Source organism: Aliterella sp. E5.1 (assembly GCF_057473825.1).
In genome coordinates this window covers 43,567-58,654 of record NZ_JBYCCV010000008.1, presented here as the reverse complement: position 1 = coordinate 58,654, position 15,088 = coordinate 43,567, and the positions used below count along the sequence as shown (strand labels likewise).

The window sequence follows — 15,088 nt, the reverse complement described above, 5'->3', positions numbered from 1 at the left end:
TTTCGCCGCTAAAATCCCTACATATCCCCTGCCCTCCCCTTGTCCCCTCCATCGATGCTAGGATTGCGACAGAGAAAAAAGAGAAGGAAGAAAAACTGAATGATAGAGATTGATAGGTCAATATCCTTTGATGGACGGGATATTAGACTGAAGGTTGGTCTATTAGCTCCTCAAGCTGGTGGGTCAGTTCTAATGCAATCTGGAGATACCGCAGTCCTTGTAACTGCTACTCGCTCCACCGCCAGAGAAGGCATTGATTTTTTACCATTAACTGTAGATTACGAAGAAAGACTTTATGCTGTAGGGCGAATTCCGGGGGGATATTTGCGGCGCGAAGGTCGTCCCCCAGAAAAATCAATTCTTGCTAGCCGTCTAATTGACCGTCCTTTGCGTCCCTTGTTTCCCTCTTGGTTGCGGGATGACTTGCAAATAGTCGCCACTACTTTATCGATGGATGAATTAGTACCGCCAGACATATTAGCGGTAACTGGTGCCTCTTTAGCAACGCTACTGGCTAAAATTCCTTTCAAAGGTCCAATGGCAGCAGTCAGAGTTGGGTTAGTAGGAGACGATTTTATCATCAATCCTACTTACGCAGAGATCGAAGCAGGAGAACTAGATTTAGTCGTAGCAGGCTCTCCCGATGGCGTAATTATGGTAGAAGCTGGAGCTAACCAGTTGCCAGAGCGAGATATTATCGAAGCAATTGATTTTGGCTACGAAGCAGTGCGAGACTTGATTCAAGCGCAACTAGACTTAATTGCTGAAATGGGCATTGAAATGGTGACGGAAGAGCCACCAGAAGAAGACCAAACCTTGCTAAACTTTATTAGCGATCGCGCCACTGATTCAGTTAAACAGATTCTTGGGCGATTTGAAAAAGACAAAAATGTCCGCGATGCCGCCCTAGATGAAGTCAAAAAGTCTGTAGTATATGAAATCGCGCAATTGCCAGAAGACGACTCTATCCGCGTTGCAACGCAGACAAACAGTAAAGCTTTAGGCAATAATTTCAAAGCCCTAACCAAAAAACTCATGCGCCGTCAAATTATTGAAGACGGAGTTCGAGTTGACGGACGCAAACTTGACGAAGTGCGCCCAGTTTCTTGTCGTATCGACCTCTTACCAAAGCGGGTGCATGGTAGCGGCTTGTTCAACCGGGGACTAACGCAGGTATTATCAGCTTGTACTCTCGGTACGCCCGGAGATGCCCAAACTCTGTTAGATGACTTGCAGCCAGACTTGCAAAAGAAACGCTACTTGCATCACTACAATTTCCCACCTTTTTCTGTCGGCGAAACCAAGCCCTTACGCGCTCCAGGTCGGCGCGAAATCGGTCACGGAGCTTTAGCTGAAAGGTCGATTTTACCCGTACTACCATCCAAAGAAGATTTCCCCTACGTTATTCGCGTAGTTTCAGAAATTCTTTCTTCTAACGGTTCAACTTCTATGGGTTCAGTCTGCGGTTCTACCCTAGCACTTATGGATGCGGGCGTACCAATTTCTAAACCTGTAAGCGGTGCAGCTATGGGTTTAATCAAAGAAGGTGACGAAGTGCGCGTCCTTACAGACATTCAAGGCATTGAAGACTTTTTAGGCGATATGGACTTCAAAGTTGCTGGGACAGATGCCGGAATTACCGCCTTGCAAATGGACATGAAGATTTCTGGCTTACCAATAGCAACCATTGCCAAAGCCATCGAACAAGCACGTCCAGCGCGGCAGCATATTCTTGAAAAAATGCTGGAGGTTATTGATAAACCTCGCACAGAAACCTCACCTTTTGCCCCTCGTTTACTCACAATTAAGATCGATTCAGAGTTAATTGGCTTAATTATTGGACCTGGCGGTAAAACCATCAAAGGCATTACCGAGGAAACAGGCGCAAAAGTTGATATCGAAGATGATGGTACGGTAACAATTTCTGCTATCGATGAAAGCAAAGCCAAAAAAGCCCGTAATATCATTCAAGGCATGACGCGCAAGCTCAATGAAGGCGATGTTTACGCAGGTCGCGTAACTCGCATTATACCCATTGGCGCATTTATAGAATTTCTACCTGGAAAGGAAGGAATGGTGCATATTTCCCAAATTGCCGACCACCGTGTCGGCAAAGTTGAAGACGAGTTGACCGTCGGCGATGAAGTGGTTGTAAAAATCCGCGAGGTTGATAATAAAGGGCGAATTAATCTTACCCGTTTAGGCATTCACCCCGACGAAGCTACCGCCGCACGCGCCGCCGCCGCCGTTAATCGTTAAGCAGGTCTTTGAAAGCACATAAACTTTAGGTTTATGTGCTTTTTTAATCGCAAGCCGAACTGATTATAATGGCTCAAGTAATATTCCACTCACACCTGCGATGTCTATAATCCAGAACCACGAGGTACAATAAGCGCTAGTTTCTAGTTGTTATACGCGAGTGCCAAACCGTCCTACATCGGAGCAGCCAAATTCTCGGCTACCACTACATCGGTGGCAAATTCACCCTGCTACCCAAAAAGTAATCGCTTTTGCTCAAGAAAGTTCTATATCGCCAATAGTTGCTCAACTACTTATCAATCGCGGCGTAGAAACTTTAGAACAAATCCAAGCATTTCTAGATCCAGAATCTCAAAGCTTACCTTCACCCTTAGAGGAGTTTCCGGATCTAGGTTTGAGCGTAGAATTACTCGAAAATGCGATCGCTACAGGACAAAAAATAGCAATTTGCGGCGACTATGACGCTGACGGTATGACTAGCACTGCTTTATTGTTGCGGAGTCTGCGATGGTTGGGCGCACAAGTTGACTATGCTATTCCCAGTCGGATGCACGAAGGCTATGGTATCAATAAACGCATCGTTGAAGAATTTAAACGCGATGGGTTTGGGATAGTTATTACGGTAGATAATGGCATCTCTGCCTATGATGCGATTGCTCGCGCTAGAGAACTAGGGCTAATCGTTATCGTTACAGACCACCACGATGTCCCTCAACAGCTTCCCCCAGCTAATGCCATCCTCAACCCCAAACTGATCGCCGAGTCTTCGCCTTATCGCGGCGTGGCGGGTGTGGGCGTTGCCTACATCTTAGCTATCTCCCTAGCGCAACAATTAGGGGAAATTAAAGGCTTAGTTAAGCCCCTATTAGAACTATTTACTCTCGGAACAATTGCCGATCTTGCCCCCTTAACTGGAGTAAATCGTCGTTGGGTAAAACGCGGCTTGCAACTGCTACCCCATTCTCAACTAGCTGGAGTCCAAGCTTTGATTCAAGTTGCGGGGGTCAAAGGTGGAAGCGCAAATAAACAAGCTGCGAAGGCAGAACAAACCCTCAAGCCTGACGATATTGGTTTTCGCCTAGGACCGCGAATCAATGCAATTGGGCGCATTGCTGACCCCCAAATAGTCATTGAATTGCTAACTACCGACGACCCCGGAATCGCCCTAGAAAGAGCGATGCAATGCGAACAAATTAACCAAACTCGCCAGCAACTTTGCGAACAAATTGAAACGGAAGCGATCGCACTTGTAGAGGAGTTGTATGCTTCATCTTTGCATCAAGATCGAGTTTTGGCGATCGTGCAACCAAATTGGCATCACGGTGTAATTGGGATTGTGGCATCGCGCTTATTAGAACGCTACGGCGTACCCGTTTTTATTGGGACTGAGGAGAATGAAGACCAAATTCGGGGTTCGGCGCGGGGGATTCCAGAATTTCATGTATTTGCTGCTTTAGAAGCCTGTAAAGACCTCTTAGGCAAGTTTGGCGGACATAAAGCGGCGGGGGGCTTCTCTTTTTCTGCTAGGAATTTGACTCAATTGCGATCGCGTTTGGTTGCTTTTGCCAATCAATGCTTGCAAGTCGAACACCTCAAACCTGTACTAAATATTGATGCCCAAGTTTCTTTAGACCAAATTAATCCATCGCTTTACGAGCAAATTTTAGCTCTCAATCCCTGCGGCATTGAAAATCCCGATCCGGTATTTTGGACGGCAAACGTCCAAGTAGTCGAACAACAACTTGTGGGCAAAGGTCATATTAAACTTACTGTATCTTCTGATGGAATGAATAAAATTAAAGCGATCGCTTGGCGGTGGCGCGATTATTTTCCCCTCCCGCCCAGAATTGATATTGCCTACAAATTACGAGAAAATACTTGGAACGGCAATACCAATATAGAACTAGAGTTGGTAGGTGCTAGAGTTGCTACCCCGCTTCAACCCTCTTGGAAAACTTGGGGGAGGGAAACCGCTCTCTTGGGAAACTCTGTGGAGGGAAACCCTCCCCACAGATTTCCCGCTCCCCCCAATTTTCCGCTTTGTTTTTCTCCACCAGCACCCAACAGCGCCAAATTTGACTACAAACAACGCCTTTACACTTGCGGCTTCTTTCCTACAAATTCTTTATGGGAATTGAGAATCAAAAATGATGCTGGAAAAGTTTTAGCTATTCAATCTGGTCAAAATACAGGTTTATTGGGTACTAAGCGAGAAGATGCAACTTTGGTAGATTTATCTCAGCCCAAATTTTATAATTTAGTCCAAGCAGCGCTCAAAGCCTTAGAAACTTCTAAAAAAGAGTGTAGTGATTGATATTTTATACTTTTGAATTAATCGTTAATATTAGTTTGGTCTACAACCAATTCGGGCAACATTCCCAAGCTAGAGGATTTTATCAGCAAGCGTTAAATACTTTTCAAGCTATTGAACCTCTCCGCCAAGCCCAACTAACTCTAATCAAGCTTCTGCAAGTCGCAATGGTCGTCCTTATTACTGGGCATCGTTTATATTGATTGGTAGCGCGTTTATTTTTAGCTAACGACAGTATTGATTTTTAAGTTAGTTGAAAATAATTAGGGGGTACTCTTTGTATCCCCCAAATAGCCAATTTCTGTAGCTTCCGCCCTTGACTTCTACAGGTTGCCGTTGCGAAAGGCAAGAATAAATATTACCACTGGTCCCGAAATCATAATTAGTCCCACGGAAACCAACTGAGCAATTACTAGCCAATTAATGCTGTTTAATCCATCAAACAATGATTCCATTTTTCCTCCAAATTGACCCAAACAATTCTGTAAATGCGCTACAAAATCCGCACCCTATCTTACCCCGAAGAGCGATCGCTCTATTAAAGTAAGTTAACAAATCTATAATAAATAATAACAAAAACTACAACTATTAAATTATGGCAACCTGGCAATGCGTCAAGCAATGTGGAGCCTGCTGTCATCTAGATGCGAGCGATCGCCCAGATTTAGATGAGTACCTCTTACCAGACGAATTAGAGCTATATCTCAGTATGGTAGGAGCCGATGGCTGGTGCGTCAACTACGATCGCATCGCCCGCGAATGTCGGATTTATGCTGATAGACCGCGTTTTTGTCGCGTAGAAGCAGAGGTATTTGCCGATATGTACGGCATAGAACCAGAAGAACTAAACGATTTTGCGATCGAATGCTGCGAACAACAAATTACTGGAGTTTATGGCGATTTGTCGCTAGAAATGCTGCGATTTGAGAGTGCGGTAGGCATAAGTCTAGATTTGCCTCCCAAATTGTAGATAACGTGTTTTTCCTTAAGAAAAGTGCAAAGTGGTTGATTTTTGTAACAATTACCGAGAAAATGAAAAGAATATGAGAAATTTTTGTCCTTTAACCTAATGACTCGTGAAACTTGATGCTGCCCCTTATTCAGTCAATACATTGGAAAAACCACTTGTAGCGACAGCACCGGAGCGCAACCGCTCCTCTATTGGGGCAATTTTTGGCTCTACATTCCTGACAATATTTTTGGCTGAATTAGGCGACAAAACTCAGTTAGCAACCTTGCTTATGAGTGCAGAATCTCAAAATCCTTGGGTAGTATTTTTAGGTGCAAGTGCAGCCTTAGTTACAACTAGCTTATTAGGGGTAATAGTGGGACGCGCGATTGCGAGTCGTTTTACGCCCAAAACTATAGAAATAGCCGCAGGTATTAGTTTGCTATTAATATCCGCAACGCTGTTGTGGGATGTAATTGTAGGTTAAAAATATGGATTGGCATTTGCTAGGACTGAGTTTTGTTACCGTATTTTTGTCTGAATTAGGCGATAAAAGTCAGTTAGCAGCGATCGCTCTTAGCGGACAATCATCTTCACCCCGCGCTGTATTTTTTGGTACTGCTACTGCGCTCGTATTAACCAGTTTGCTTGGGGTAATTGCTGGAGAATGGATGGCAGAATTATTGCCTGTGCGTACCGTGAAATTAATTGCCGCGATCGGGTTTGCTATTTTAGGGATTCGTTTGTTGCTATCTAAAAGCGATAGTGAAACTGTTTTAGATCAAGATTGATGGAACTGCGATCGCATTTACGCATTTATCTTAAAAATTCACCCACTTTCAAATCTAAATTGATATTGTAAAGCGATCACAGAAAATGAGAAAAAGACGACAAATTGGATTTAATAATTAATTATTCTCCCCCTTTTTTAAGGGGGGTTGGGGGGGATCGATGCCAAACCTCAGCACCAGTGACTTTCATCTTCCCTACAATCGCGCCTTAATTTCTAAAGCCAAAGAACTGCGGCAAAATATGACCCCCGCCGAAAAGAAGCTTTGGTATGGATATTTAAGAACTTTCGATTTCAAAGTTTTCCGCCAAAGACCGATTGATTATTTTATTGTTGACTTTTATTGTCCCCCTCTCAAGCTAGTTATTGAAGTTGATGGCGAGAGTCACTATACAAAACAGGGAAAAGATTACGACGAAGAAAGAACTCAGCGCTTGGAAAGTTATGGGTTAAAAGTAATCCGATACACGAATCAGCAGGTTTTAGGCGATTTTGAGAGTGTTTGTGGTGAGATTGAACGGTTGATCCCCCCCAACCCCCCTTAAAAAGGGGGGAGAATTAGGAAAATTGGAAAATACGGATGAAGTGCGATCGCAGTAGCTTTATAAACGAAGTTCTTTGGAAAGAGAAAAGGAGAATTTTTATGCAAGAGCTAGAAGCTGCTTATACAGAACAAGCCAACGATCTAGAGTTTCAACAAGAGATATCCGCGTGGGATGTTGCGGTGAAAGATGGTTTAAATGCCTAACGGGACGTTAACTTATAAGCGAGGAGAAATATGGATAGAGTAGCACCTCTACAGCAAAAAGCCCTTCATCAAGTAATGAAAGGCTTTTTTAATGATTAATATAGTTCAAAATTTCTTAAGCTTCTTGACGAAAACACCAGCCCAAAAGCGTACCACCCACCGCCAACTTAATTGCTTCTAGTAGCCAATAAGCAACGTGCAAGTTGTTCATCGTGGTTGGAACTTCAACAGTTTCAAATAAATTTAGTTGTACTCCAGTAGCACACATTTGCGGAGTCAAAAAGTAGGCATTAGTCAAAGCTACAACTAACATTAGTCCTGACAAAATTACCGCACCGCGCCGCCAGTTATTGCTGACAAACGCTGTTTTATTTAGAGCTAATACACTAGTTAATACTATAGCTGCCGCTACTAATTCAATCCGATTGAAATTCCAGAAAATTAGATAACCTGGGGAGGTAAAACCTGCTTGAGTCATCATCCCTGACACATATAAACTAGGCATAATTACCCAGTCTAAAATTAAGCTTGCACCCAGCCATAAACCCAAGGTTAATAAAACAATGGTTTGCCAAGGCGATCGCTTTATTTGCAGGTTAGAAACAGCAGTCATATAATTTCCTCTGATGTATTTTATATTTTTAACTTAACTATTTTTGTTAGTAACAACTGCGAAATATTTTTTAAAGTAAACCCGTGAAAAGCCGTAAGTTTTGTTAACTCTCGCCAAGATTGATAACAATTGCCTAGATTAAAAGTAATTAGCGATCGCAGTTTTTAAAGCAACCTAATTAATTTTCTATGCTAATCCGCCGCACAAGTTTAGCTGCAATGGTAGCAATTGCAAGTATTTCCGTAATTACACCCGAACTCGCGCAATCGGTACAGTTGAGAGATGGAACTGTGTCTTTTGTGCAACAGCCCCGTTTAGTAGAAAGTACCACGACATTAAAAGACATCAATGCTTGGGGTGCAACTTATTATTTCACTATCGATCTACCGGAAAAAGCTGGAGAACCCTTGCAAACAGTTACGTTTAATCAGCATGAGGGTGTAGATAATATCCGTTTCGATCTAGATGATACTCGTGCATTTGTAGGGACGCGCCGACGCAGGGGAGAAAACATTACTTTGGGCGAAGTTACGAGAGACAAAAAAACGCGGACTGTCACTGTAGTATTTGACCCGCCGATCGCTCCAGGAAAAACAATTACTATTGGTTTGCGTCCAGTGCAAAATCCCTTTTCGTCGGGAGTTTACTTGTTTGGTGTCAAAGCTTTCCCGGCGGGTGCAAAAACGGCTGGGCAATTTATGGGCTATGGACGGCTGCAATTTTACGGCGATTTATTTGACTAACTTCCCTTGGCGCAAATGGGCGGCTTGAACTAGCAAAGAATCTGCAAAGGCGATCGCTTCCGTTTGAGATTGTCCACTAGCTAACGTGGCTAATTCTTCCCGGCGAGTAGAAAAATTATCTAAGGCTTTGACTCGCACCACTGTCCGAATATCAGTATCGGTAGAGGTATCAAGGGCTTGTTTATCAACGCGGAAGTGCGTATCTGCCATTGCTGCAACTAAAGGCTGGTGAGTAACACATAAAACTTGTTGGCGATCGCTTAGTTGATGCAACTTTTCGGCGATCGCATTTGCAACTTTTCCCGATACCCCGACATCAATTTCATCAAATATCAAAGTTCCTACCGGATCTAAGCTGGAAAAGCAAGATTTTAAAGCTAATAAAAAGCGGCTCATTTCTCCACCAGAAGCAACTTCTGTAAGCGGTTGCAACGGTTCGCCAGGATTGGCGCTAAATAGAAAGGTAATGCGATCGCCTCCCATAGCTGAAACTGTAGTAGGTTCAATGGCAACTTCAAACTGTACCTTGTCCATTGCCAATGGTTTAAGTTCGATCAGTAGCTTTTCTTCCATCCGTGCGGCGGTAGTTTGACGTAGTTTAGTAAGCCTATCTACTGTTTGCATGAGTTTGGTATAGCAAACTTGTTCCCGTTGTTCCAAAGCTTCAATCGATTGTTCGCCGCCGTCTATTTCTGCTAATTCCGTTTGGACGCGATCGTAATAAGCAATTACTTCTCCGAGGGTAGGTCCATATTTACGGCAAATTTGTTTTAATTCGCGAATTCGCTCCTCTACCTCTGCCAATCGCTGCGGATCGGCTTCTAAAGCATCGCCATAAACGTGTATCTGTCTACCGACTTCTCCAACAGCAGTTAAAGCTTCAGAAATCGCATCTACCAATGGCTGCAATTGAGAATCGTACTGCACCATATCTGTTAAAACTATTTCCGCGTTTCCCAATAAATCCGCCGCCGCCAAACCATCGTTATCGTTTTGGTATACTGCTTGATAGACTTTGTAGCTCAACTGTTGCAATTCCACCACGTGACTAAGACGCTGACTTTCTTGCTCTAAAGCTTCCATTTCATCAGGATCGCTTAAATTTGCTGCTCCTAATTCTTGTGATTGATACTTAAGTAAGTCTAATTGCTGCAAACGCTGGCGATCGCCTTGGCGGCGTTTTTCTAAGTTTGTCTTAGCTTCCCCGTAATCGGCAAACAGCTTGGCGACAATTTCCCGCTCTTTAAAATGTGCTTCTCCACCATAAAGATCCAACCATTGCCTAACTTGTGCTGATTGTCCTACTTGTACGGTTTGCCCTTGAGCGGTAATTTCTACTAGCAAGCTTCGCAGTTGCGTTATTACCTGACGATTGACTAATACGCCATTTACCCGCGTGCGACTGCGGAGACTACCACTACGAGCATTCATTTCTCGACTGCAAACTACTGTTTCTTCATCAATTAGCTCAATTTCTTGCTCTACTAGCCATGCAGCCAAAGAGCGGTTCAACTTAAACGTAGCTTCTACCATTGCCCGATTTGAGCCTGTACGGATAGCGCGGCTAGAAACCTTGCCTCCCAAAGCTGCATCGATCGCATCTAATATAATGGATTTTCCCGCACCCGTTTCGCCAGTCAGTACGTTCAAACCAGCGCCAAATTCCAAATTTAGCCGATCGATCAAAGCAAAATTTTCAATTGCAAGGGATAGCAGCATAAAAACTTAATTCACCGTAAGGTTAGATGCCAAAAATTGTTAGTTTGATAGACACTCTTAGTTTAGTGTGACTTCCTAGCATAGTACATATATACTTGTGCATCGTTGCTAAACAATAAAGATTAAACTGTTGATGTACAGGCAATTTTTAGACAAATTACTATCGCCAACTTAAAAATATTTCAAAATGCAGCCTACCGATCCTAACAAGTTCACAGACAAAGCCTGGGACGCAATTGTAAAATCCCAAGATATAGCCCGGAGTTACTTACAGCAACAACTAGATGTAGAGCATTTAGTATTGGCATTGTTGGAACCGAACGAACTGGGCGATCGCATTTTAAATAAAGCCGGGATCGAACTTAGCCGCTTTCAACAACAACTCGATGCTTTTACCCAGCGCCAGCCCAAAATTGGCAAAAGCGAACAACTCTACCTAGGGCGCAGTTTAGACCTCTTGCTCGACCGCGCAGAGGCAGCTAGAGCGAAGATGGAAGATGAGTTTATCTCCATCGAACATATACTATTAGGTTTAGTTCAAGACGATCGCATTGGTCGTCGTTTGTACAAAACTTTTAACCTCGACACTGCAAAATTAGAAGCTGCAATTCAAGCGGTTCGAGGTAGCCAAAAAGTCACCGATCAAACCCCCGAATCGCGCTACCAAGCTTTAGAAAAGTTTGGGCGAGATTTAACTGAACAAGCAAAAACTGGCAGACTTGACCCCGTAATTGGTAGAGATGAAGAAATAAGAAGGGTAATTCAAGTATTGTCAAGGCGTAGTAAGAATAATCCCGTACTTATTGGCGAACCAGGAGTAGGTAAAACAGCGATCGCGGAAGGGTTAGCCCAAAGGATAATTAACGGTGACGTTCCCGAATCTCTCAAAAATCGGCAATTAATTTCGCTAGATATGGGGAGTTTGATTGCTGGGGCTAAATATCGCGGCGAATTTGAAGATCGTTTGCGATCGGTACTCAAAGAAGTTACCGGATCTAACGGGCAAATTGTGCTATTTATCGATGAATTGCATACCGTTGTAGGTGCAGGCGCAAGTCAAGGCACAATGGACGCGGGAAACTTGCTCAAACCCATGCTGGCGCGGGGAGAATTGCGCTGTATTGGCGCAACAACTTTAGACGAGTACCGCAAGTATATTGAAAAAGATGCCGCCTTAGAGCGCCGCTTTCAGCAAGTATATGTCAAGGAACCGACGGTCGAAACAACAATTTCTATTTTGCGCGGCTTAAAACAACGCTACGAAGTGCATCATAGTGTCAAAATTACCGATTCCGCGCTAGTAGCCGCCGCTACGTTGTCTAATCGCTATATAAGCGATCGCTTTTTGCCCGATAAAGCGATTGATCTGGTAGACGAAGCCGCCGCCCAGCTAAAAATGGAAATTACTTCTAAGCCCTCAGAATTAGAAACAATTGATCGGCGAATTATGCAGCTAGAAATGGAAAAACTATCCTTAGCTGGAGAAGATAAACGCGCCACAACTACCAAAGAGCGCTTAGACCGAATTCAGGAAGAAATTGCTAGTTTAACCGAAAAACAGCAGGAATTTAACAACCAATGGCAAGGCGAAAAACAGATATTAGATGCCATTAGTACCTTAAAAAAACAAGAAGATTCCCTGCGAGTTCAAATTGAGCAAGCCGAACGCGCCTATGACTTAAATACCGCCGCACAGTTGAAGTACGGACAACTAGAAGGAGTCCAGCACGAACGCGAAGCCAAAGAAGCGAAGTTATTAGAAATTCAAACTCAAGGCTCAACTCTCCTACGCGAAGAAGTAACCGAAGGCGATATCGCGGAAATAGTAGCGAAATGGACTGGTATACCTGTAAATCGCCTGCTAGAATCTGAGCGGCAAAAACTCCTCCAACTAGAAAGCCATTTGCACCAACGAGTAATCGGTCAAACTGAAGCCGTAGAAGCGGTTGCAGCAGCCATCCGCCGCGCCCGTGCAGGGATGAAAGATCCCGGCCGTCCGATTGGTTCCTTTCTCTTTATGGGTCCTACCGGAGTAGGTAAAACTGAGTTAGCCCGCGCCTTAGCACAATTTTTATTTGATGCAGACGATGCTTTAGTGCGTTTGGATATGTCTGAATACATGGAAAAACACTCAGTATCGCGTTTAGTTGGAGCGCCTCCAGGCTATGTAGGCTACGAAGAAGGCGGGCAATTATCGGAAGCGGTGCGCCGTCGTCCTTATTCAGTCGTGCTACTAGACGAAGTAGAAAAAGCGCACCCCGATGTCTTCAACATTTTGTTGCAAGTGTTAGACGATGGGCGGATTACTGATTCTCAAGGGAGGACGGTAGATTTTCGCAACTCTGTAATCGTGATGACAAGTAATATCGGTAGCGAACACATACTAGATGTAGCGGGAGACGATCGCAAATACGAACAAATGCAGACAAAAGTATTAGACGCTTTGCGATCGCACTTTCGCCCGGAATTTCTCAATCGCGTTGATGACATTATTCTGTTCCACACCCTCAACCGCAGCGAATTACGCCAAATTGTCGCCATCCAAATCAAGCGCGTGATGAATCTTTTAGCCGACCAAAAAATTAGCTTAGAATTATCATCTACCGCTTTAGACTTTTTAGCAGAAGCAGGTTATGACCCCGTATATGGCGCTCGTCCGCTCAAACGGGCGATTCAAAGGCAAATTGAAAACCCTCTAGCTACAAAGTTATTGGAAAATACCTTTACCGAGGGCGATACTATTTTTGTTGATTATGCAGATAGTAGTTTGACCTTCGATCGCCAAATGCCTGTGAGCTTGCCTAAAAAAGCTAAATTAGCGAAATAAAAGGCGATCGCACGGCTCGAAAAGGTATGGTTTGTAACTCGGCGATCGCTAACTACCCACAAACCAACCATCTTCTTACACACCGATTAAAATCTTAATTAAATAATCACTGCATCTAAAACCCATGCTGGAACAAGGCACAATCAGTATCCATACTGAAAATATTTTCCCGATTATCAAAAAATCTCTCTACTCAGACCACGAGATTTTCCTACGAGAGCTTGTTTCTAACGCCGTAGATGCCATTGAAAAACTAAAAATGGTATCCCGCGCTGGAGAATACAACGGCGACGCTGGCGAACCAGAAATTGTTATTGCTGTAGATAAAGAGCAAAAAACTTTGTCCATCACCGATAACGGGATTGGCATGACCGCCGAAGAAGTGAAAAAGTACATCAATCAAGTAGCTTTTTCGAGCGCCGAAGAATTTATCCAAAAGTACGCAGGCAAATCTGACCAGCCAATTATCGGTCACTTTGGACTTGGCTTTTATTCATCGTTTATGGTGGCGCAAAAAGTCGAAATCGATACTTTTTCTTACCAAGAAGGCGCTCAAGCCGTCCATTGGAGTTGTGACGGTTCCCCAGAATTTAGCTTAGAGGAGTCATCTCGCACCCAACGCGGTACGACTATTACTCTGACATTGCAGGAAGAAGAAGGCGAATACGCCGAAACCGCTCGTATCCGTCAGTTAGTAAAAACTTACTGCGATTTTCTTCCCGTACCCATCAAGTTAGATGGCGAAGTAATCAATCGTCAAAAAGCACCTTGGCGCGATTCTCCTAGCAGCCTAACTAAAGAGGATTATTTGGAGTTTTACCGCTACCTCTATCCTTTTCAAGAAGAACCACTATTGTGGGTTCATCTCAATACCGATTATCCTTTCTTGCTCAATGGCATCCTGTATTTTCCCAAATTAGTACCGGATGTAGACGTTACTAAGGGGCAGATTAAACTATTTTGCAATCAAGTCTTTGTCAGCGACCATTGCGAAGAAATCGTCCCCAACTTTTTGCTACCCATGCGGGGAGTAATTGACAGCGTTGATATCCCTCTTAACGTATCTCGTAGCGCCTTGCAAAGCGATCGCACTGTTAGAAAAATAGCAGACTACATTGCTCGTAAAGTTGGCGACAGACTCAAAGAACTGTACCGCGATAACCGCGCTGAATATATCAAAAGCTGGCAAGATATCGGTACTTTTGCCAAATTTGGCGCTCTCAACGATGAGAAGTTCAAAAAGCAAGTTGAAGATATCATTATCTACCGCACTACCTACGAAGTAGCAGCAAAAGAACCAACCCCCAGCGTCCAAGTTCAAAGTGGCGAGGATGATGCTTGGCAAGAGGTTAACCCAACGCCAGAAGCCGACCCAAATAGTCCTCAATACACCACGATCAAGGAGTACCTAGAACGCAATAAGGAACGTCACGAAAATCGCGTTTTTTACTGCACTAACGAAGCCACCCAAGCAACTTATATCGAACTGCACAAAAGCCAAGGTTTAGAAGTCCTGTTTATGGACTCCTTTATTGACACGCACTTTATCTCGTTTTTGGAGCAAGAATACTCTAGCGTCAAATTCTCTCGCGTAGATTCCGATCTTGACGAAAGCCTCTTAGAAAAAGATAAACCTGCGGAAATCGTCGATCCCAAGACTAACAAAACCCGCAGCGAAATCATTAAGGAGATATTTGAGCAAGCCATCAATAAACCCAAAGTCACCATCCGCACCGAAGCTATAAAGTCCGACAATCCCCAAGGAACACCACCAGCAATTGTTTTATTACCCGAATTTTTGCGGCGGATGCGGGATATGAGCGCCATGATGCAGCAACAAACCGCTCAATTTCCAGACGAGCATATTTTGCTCATCAATACTACTCATCCCCTGATTCAAAACTTGGTCAATCTCAACCAAGGCGCGATCGCAATTGGCGATGGATCTTCCCCTTCCGCCGAACTTGCAAACCTAATCTGTCATCACGTCTACGACTTAGCACTGATGGCGCAAAAAGGCTTTGACGCAGAAGGAATGAATGCTTTTGTCGAACGTTCCAACCAGGTACTAACTCGCCTGACAGAACGCGCTGCAAGTAGCTAATTTACTTTGATAGGCGATCGCACTT

14 protein-coding genes are annotated in these 15,088 nt (G+C 43.9%); 11 read left to right on the top strand and 3 right to left on the bottom strand.

Annotated elements, in window-relative coordinates; translation table 11 throughout:
• Positions 1-99 precede the first annotated feature (99 nt).
• From AC2VE5_RS05145 to AC2VE5_RS05135, 3 genes are all read left to right on the top strand, one after another.
• Entirely contained in the window at positions 100-2,259 is a 2,160-nt protein-coding gene (locus tag AC2VE5_RS05145) for a polyribonucleotide nucleotidyltransferase (protein WP_486886702.1), read from the top strand.
• Positions 2,260-2,419: 160 nt separating this feature from the next.
• Positions 2,420-4,573, top strand: coding sequence for a single-stranded-DNA-specific exonuclease RecJ (gene recJ / locus AC2VE5_RS05140; RefSeq protein WP_486886701.1), 2,154 nt, complete (start codon positions 2,420-2,422; stop codon positions 4,571-4,573).
• Positions 4,570-4,773, top strand: coding sequence for a hypothetical protein (locus tag AC2VE5_RS05135; protein ID WP_486886700.1), 204 nt, complete (start codon positions 4,570-4,572; stop codon positions 4,771-4,773). Before recJ ends, AC2VE5_RS05135 begins: the two co-directional genes overlap by 4 nt.
• 120 nt (positions 4,774-4,893) lie before the next feature.
• Here the strand turns inward: AC2VE5_RS05135 and psb30 are convergent, their stop codons facing one another.
• Positions 4,894-5,025, bottom strand: a complete 132-nt coding sequence (psb30, locus tag AC2VE5_RS05130) for a photosystem II reaction center protein Ycf12/Psb30 (RefSeq protein ID WP_106370593.1) — start codon at positions 5,023-5,025, stop codon at positions 4,894-4,896.
• Positions 5,026-5,165: 140 nt separating this feature from the next.
• On the opposite strand from psb30, the gene AC2VE5_RS05125 reads away from it, so the two are divergent.
• From AC2VE5_RS05125 to mazE, 5 genes are all read left to right on the top strand, one after another.
• Positions 5,166-5,540: a YkgJ family cysteine cluster protein gene (locus AC2VE5_RS05125; protein WP_486886699.1), complete on the top strand. Its 375-nt coding sequence runs from the start codon at positions 5,166-5,168 to the stop codon at positions 5,538-5,540.
• 142 nt (positions 5,541-5,682) lie between these two features.
• Positions 5,683-6,006 carry a TMEM165/GDT1 family protein gene (locus AC2VE5_RS05120; RefSeq protein WP_486886698.1) on the top strand — a complete coding sequence of 108 codons (324 nt, stop codon included), beginning with the start codon at positions 5,683-5,685 and terminating at the stop codon, positions 6,004-6,006.
• A gap of 4 nt (positions 6,007-6,010) precedes the next feature.
• On the top strand, positions 6,011-6,310 hold the full coding sequence (locus tag AC2VE5_RS05115) for a TMEM165/GDT1 family protein (RefSeq protein WP_486886697.1): 300 nt from the start codon (positions 6,011-6,013) through the stop codon (positions 6,308-6,310).
• Positions 6,311-6,470: 160 nt separating this feature from the next.
• Complete coding sequence (locus AC2VE5_RS05110; RefSeq protein ID WP_486886696.1) at positions 6,471-6,854, top strand: endonuclease domain-containing protein; 384 nt, start codon at positions 6,471-6,473, stop codon at positions 6,852-6,854.
• A gap of 35 nt (positions 6,855-6,889) precedes the next feature.
• The gene (gene mazE, locus AC2VE5_RS05105; protein ID WP_486886695.1) at positions 6,890-7,057 is read left to right on the top strand and encodes a type II toxin-antitoxin system MazE family antitoxin; all 168 of its coding nucleotides are present in this window, start codon (positions 6,890-6,892) and stop codon (positions 7,055-7,057) included.
• A gap of 115 nt (positions 7,058-7,172) precedes the next feature.
• Here the strand turns inward: mazE and AC2VE5_RS05100 are convergent, their stop codons facing one another.
• Complete coding sequence (locus AC2VE5_RS05100; protein ID WP_486886694.1) at positions 7,173-7,670, bottom strand: DUF4149 domain-containing protein; 498 nt, start codon at positions 7,668-7,670, stop codon at positions 7,173-7,175.
• Between the two features lie 188 nt (positions 7,671-7,858).
• On the opposite strand from AC2VE5_RS05100, the gene AC2VE5_RS05095 reads away from it, so the two are divergent.
• Complete coding sequence (locus tag AC2VE5_RS05095) at positions 7,859-8,413, top strand: DUF2808 domain-containing protein (protein ID WP_486886693.1); 555 nt, start codon at positions 7,859-7,861, stop codon at positions 8,411-8,413.
• On the opposite strand, the gene recN is transcribed toward AC2VE5_RS05095, so the two are convergent.
• Positions 8,402-10,132 carry a DNA repair protein RecN gene (gene recN / locus AC2VE5_RS05090; RefSeq protein WP_486886692.1) on the bottom strand — a complete coding sequence of 577 codons (1,731 nt, stop codon included), beginning with the start codon at positions 10,130-10,132 and terminating at the stop codon, positions 8,402-8,404. The two genes, AC2VE5_RS05095 and recN, sit on opposite strands and share 12 nt — an antisense overlap.
• Positions 10,133-10,319: 187 nt before the next feature.
• Between recN and clpB the strand changes: the two genes are divergently transcribed.
• Positions 10,320-12,959 (top strand): ATP-dependent chaperone ClpB, encoded by a 2,640-nt coding sequence (clpB, locus tag AC2VE5_RS05085; RefSeq protein ID WP_486886691.1) that lies wholly within the window; start codon positions 10,320-10,322, stop codon positions 12,957-12,959.
• A gap of 124 nt (positions 12,960-13,083) precedes the next feature.
• Positions 13,084-15,063, top strand: coding sequence for a molecular chaperone HtpG (htpG, locus tag AC2VE5_RS05080; RefSeq protein ID WP_486886690.1), 1,980 nt, complete (start codon positions 13,084-13,086; stop codon positions 15,061-15,063).
• Positions 15,064-15,088 lie beyond the last annotated feature (25 nt).

Coding starts and splice junctions, on each gene's coding strand:
- AC2VE5_RS05100 (WP_486886694.1), bottom strand. CDS start 7,670: ATGACTGCTGTTTCTAACCTGCAAATAAAGCGATCGCCTTGGCAAACC.
- recN (WP_486886692.1), bottom strand. CDS start 10,132: ATGCTGCTATCCCTTGCAATTGAAAATTTTGCTTTGATCGATCGGCTA.
- htpG (WP_486886690.1), top strand. CDS start 13,084: ATGCTGGAACAAGGCACAATCAGTATCCATACTGAAAATATTTTCCCG.
- psb30 (WP_106370593.1), bottom strand. CDS start 5,025: ATGGAATCATTGTTTGATGGATTAAACAGCATTAATTGGCTAGTAATT.
- AC2VE5_RS05125 (WP_486886699.1), top strand. CDS start 5,166: ATGGCAACCTGGCAATGCGTCAAGCAATGTGGAGCCTGCTGTCATCTA.
- clpB (WP_486886691.1), top strand. CDS start 10,320: ATGCAGCCTACCGATCCTAACAAGTTCACAGACAAAGCCTGGGACGCA.
- AC2VE5_RS05095 (WP_486886693.1), top strand. CDS start 7,859: ATGCTAATCCGCCGCACAAGTTTAGCTGCAATGGTAGCAATTGCAAGT.
- mazE (WP_486886695.1), top strand. CDS start 6,890: ATGAAGTGCGATCGCAGTAGCTTTATAAACGAAGTTCTTTGGAAAGAG.
- AC2VE5_RS05110 (WP_486886696.1), top strand. CDS start 6,471: ATGCCAAACCTCAGCACCAGTGACTTTCATCTTCCCTACAATCGCGCC.
- AC2VE5_RS05145 (WP_486886702.1), top strand. CDS start 100: ATGATAGAGATTGATAGGTCAATATCCTTTGATGGACGGGATATTAGA.
- AC2VE5_RS05115 (WP_486886697.1), top strand. CDS start 6,011: ATGGATTGGCATTTGCTAGGACTGAGTTTTGTTACCGTATTTTTGTCT.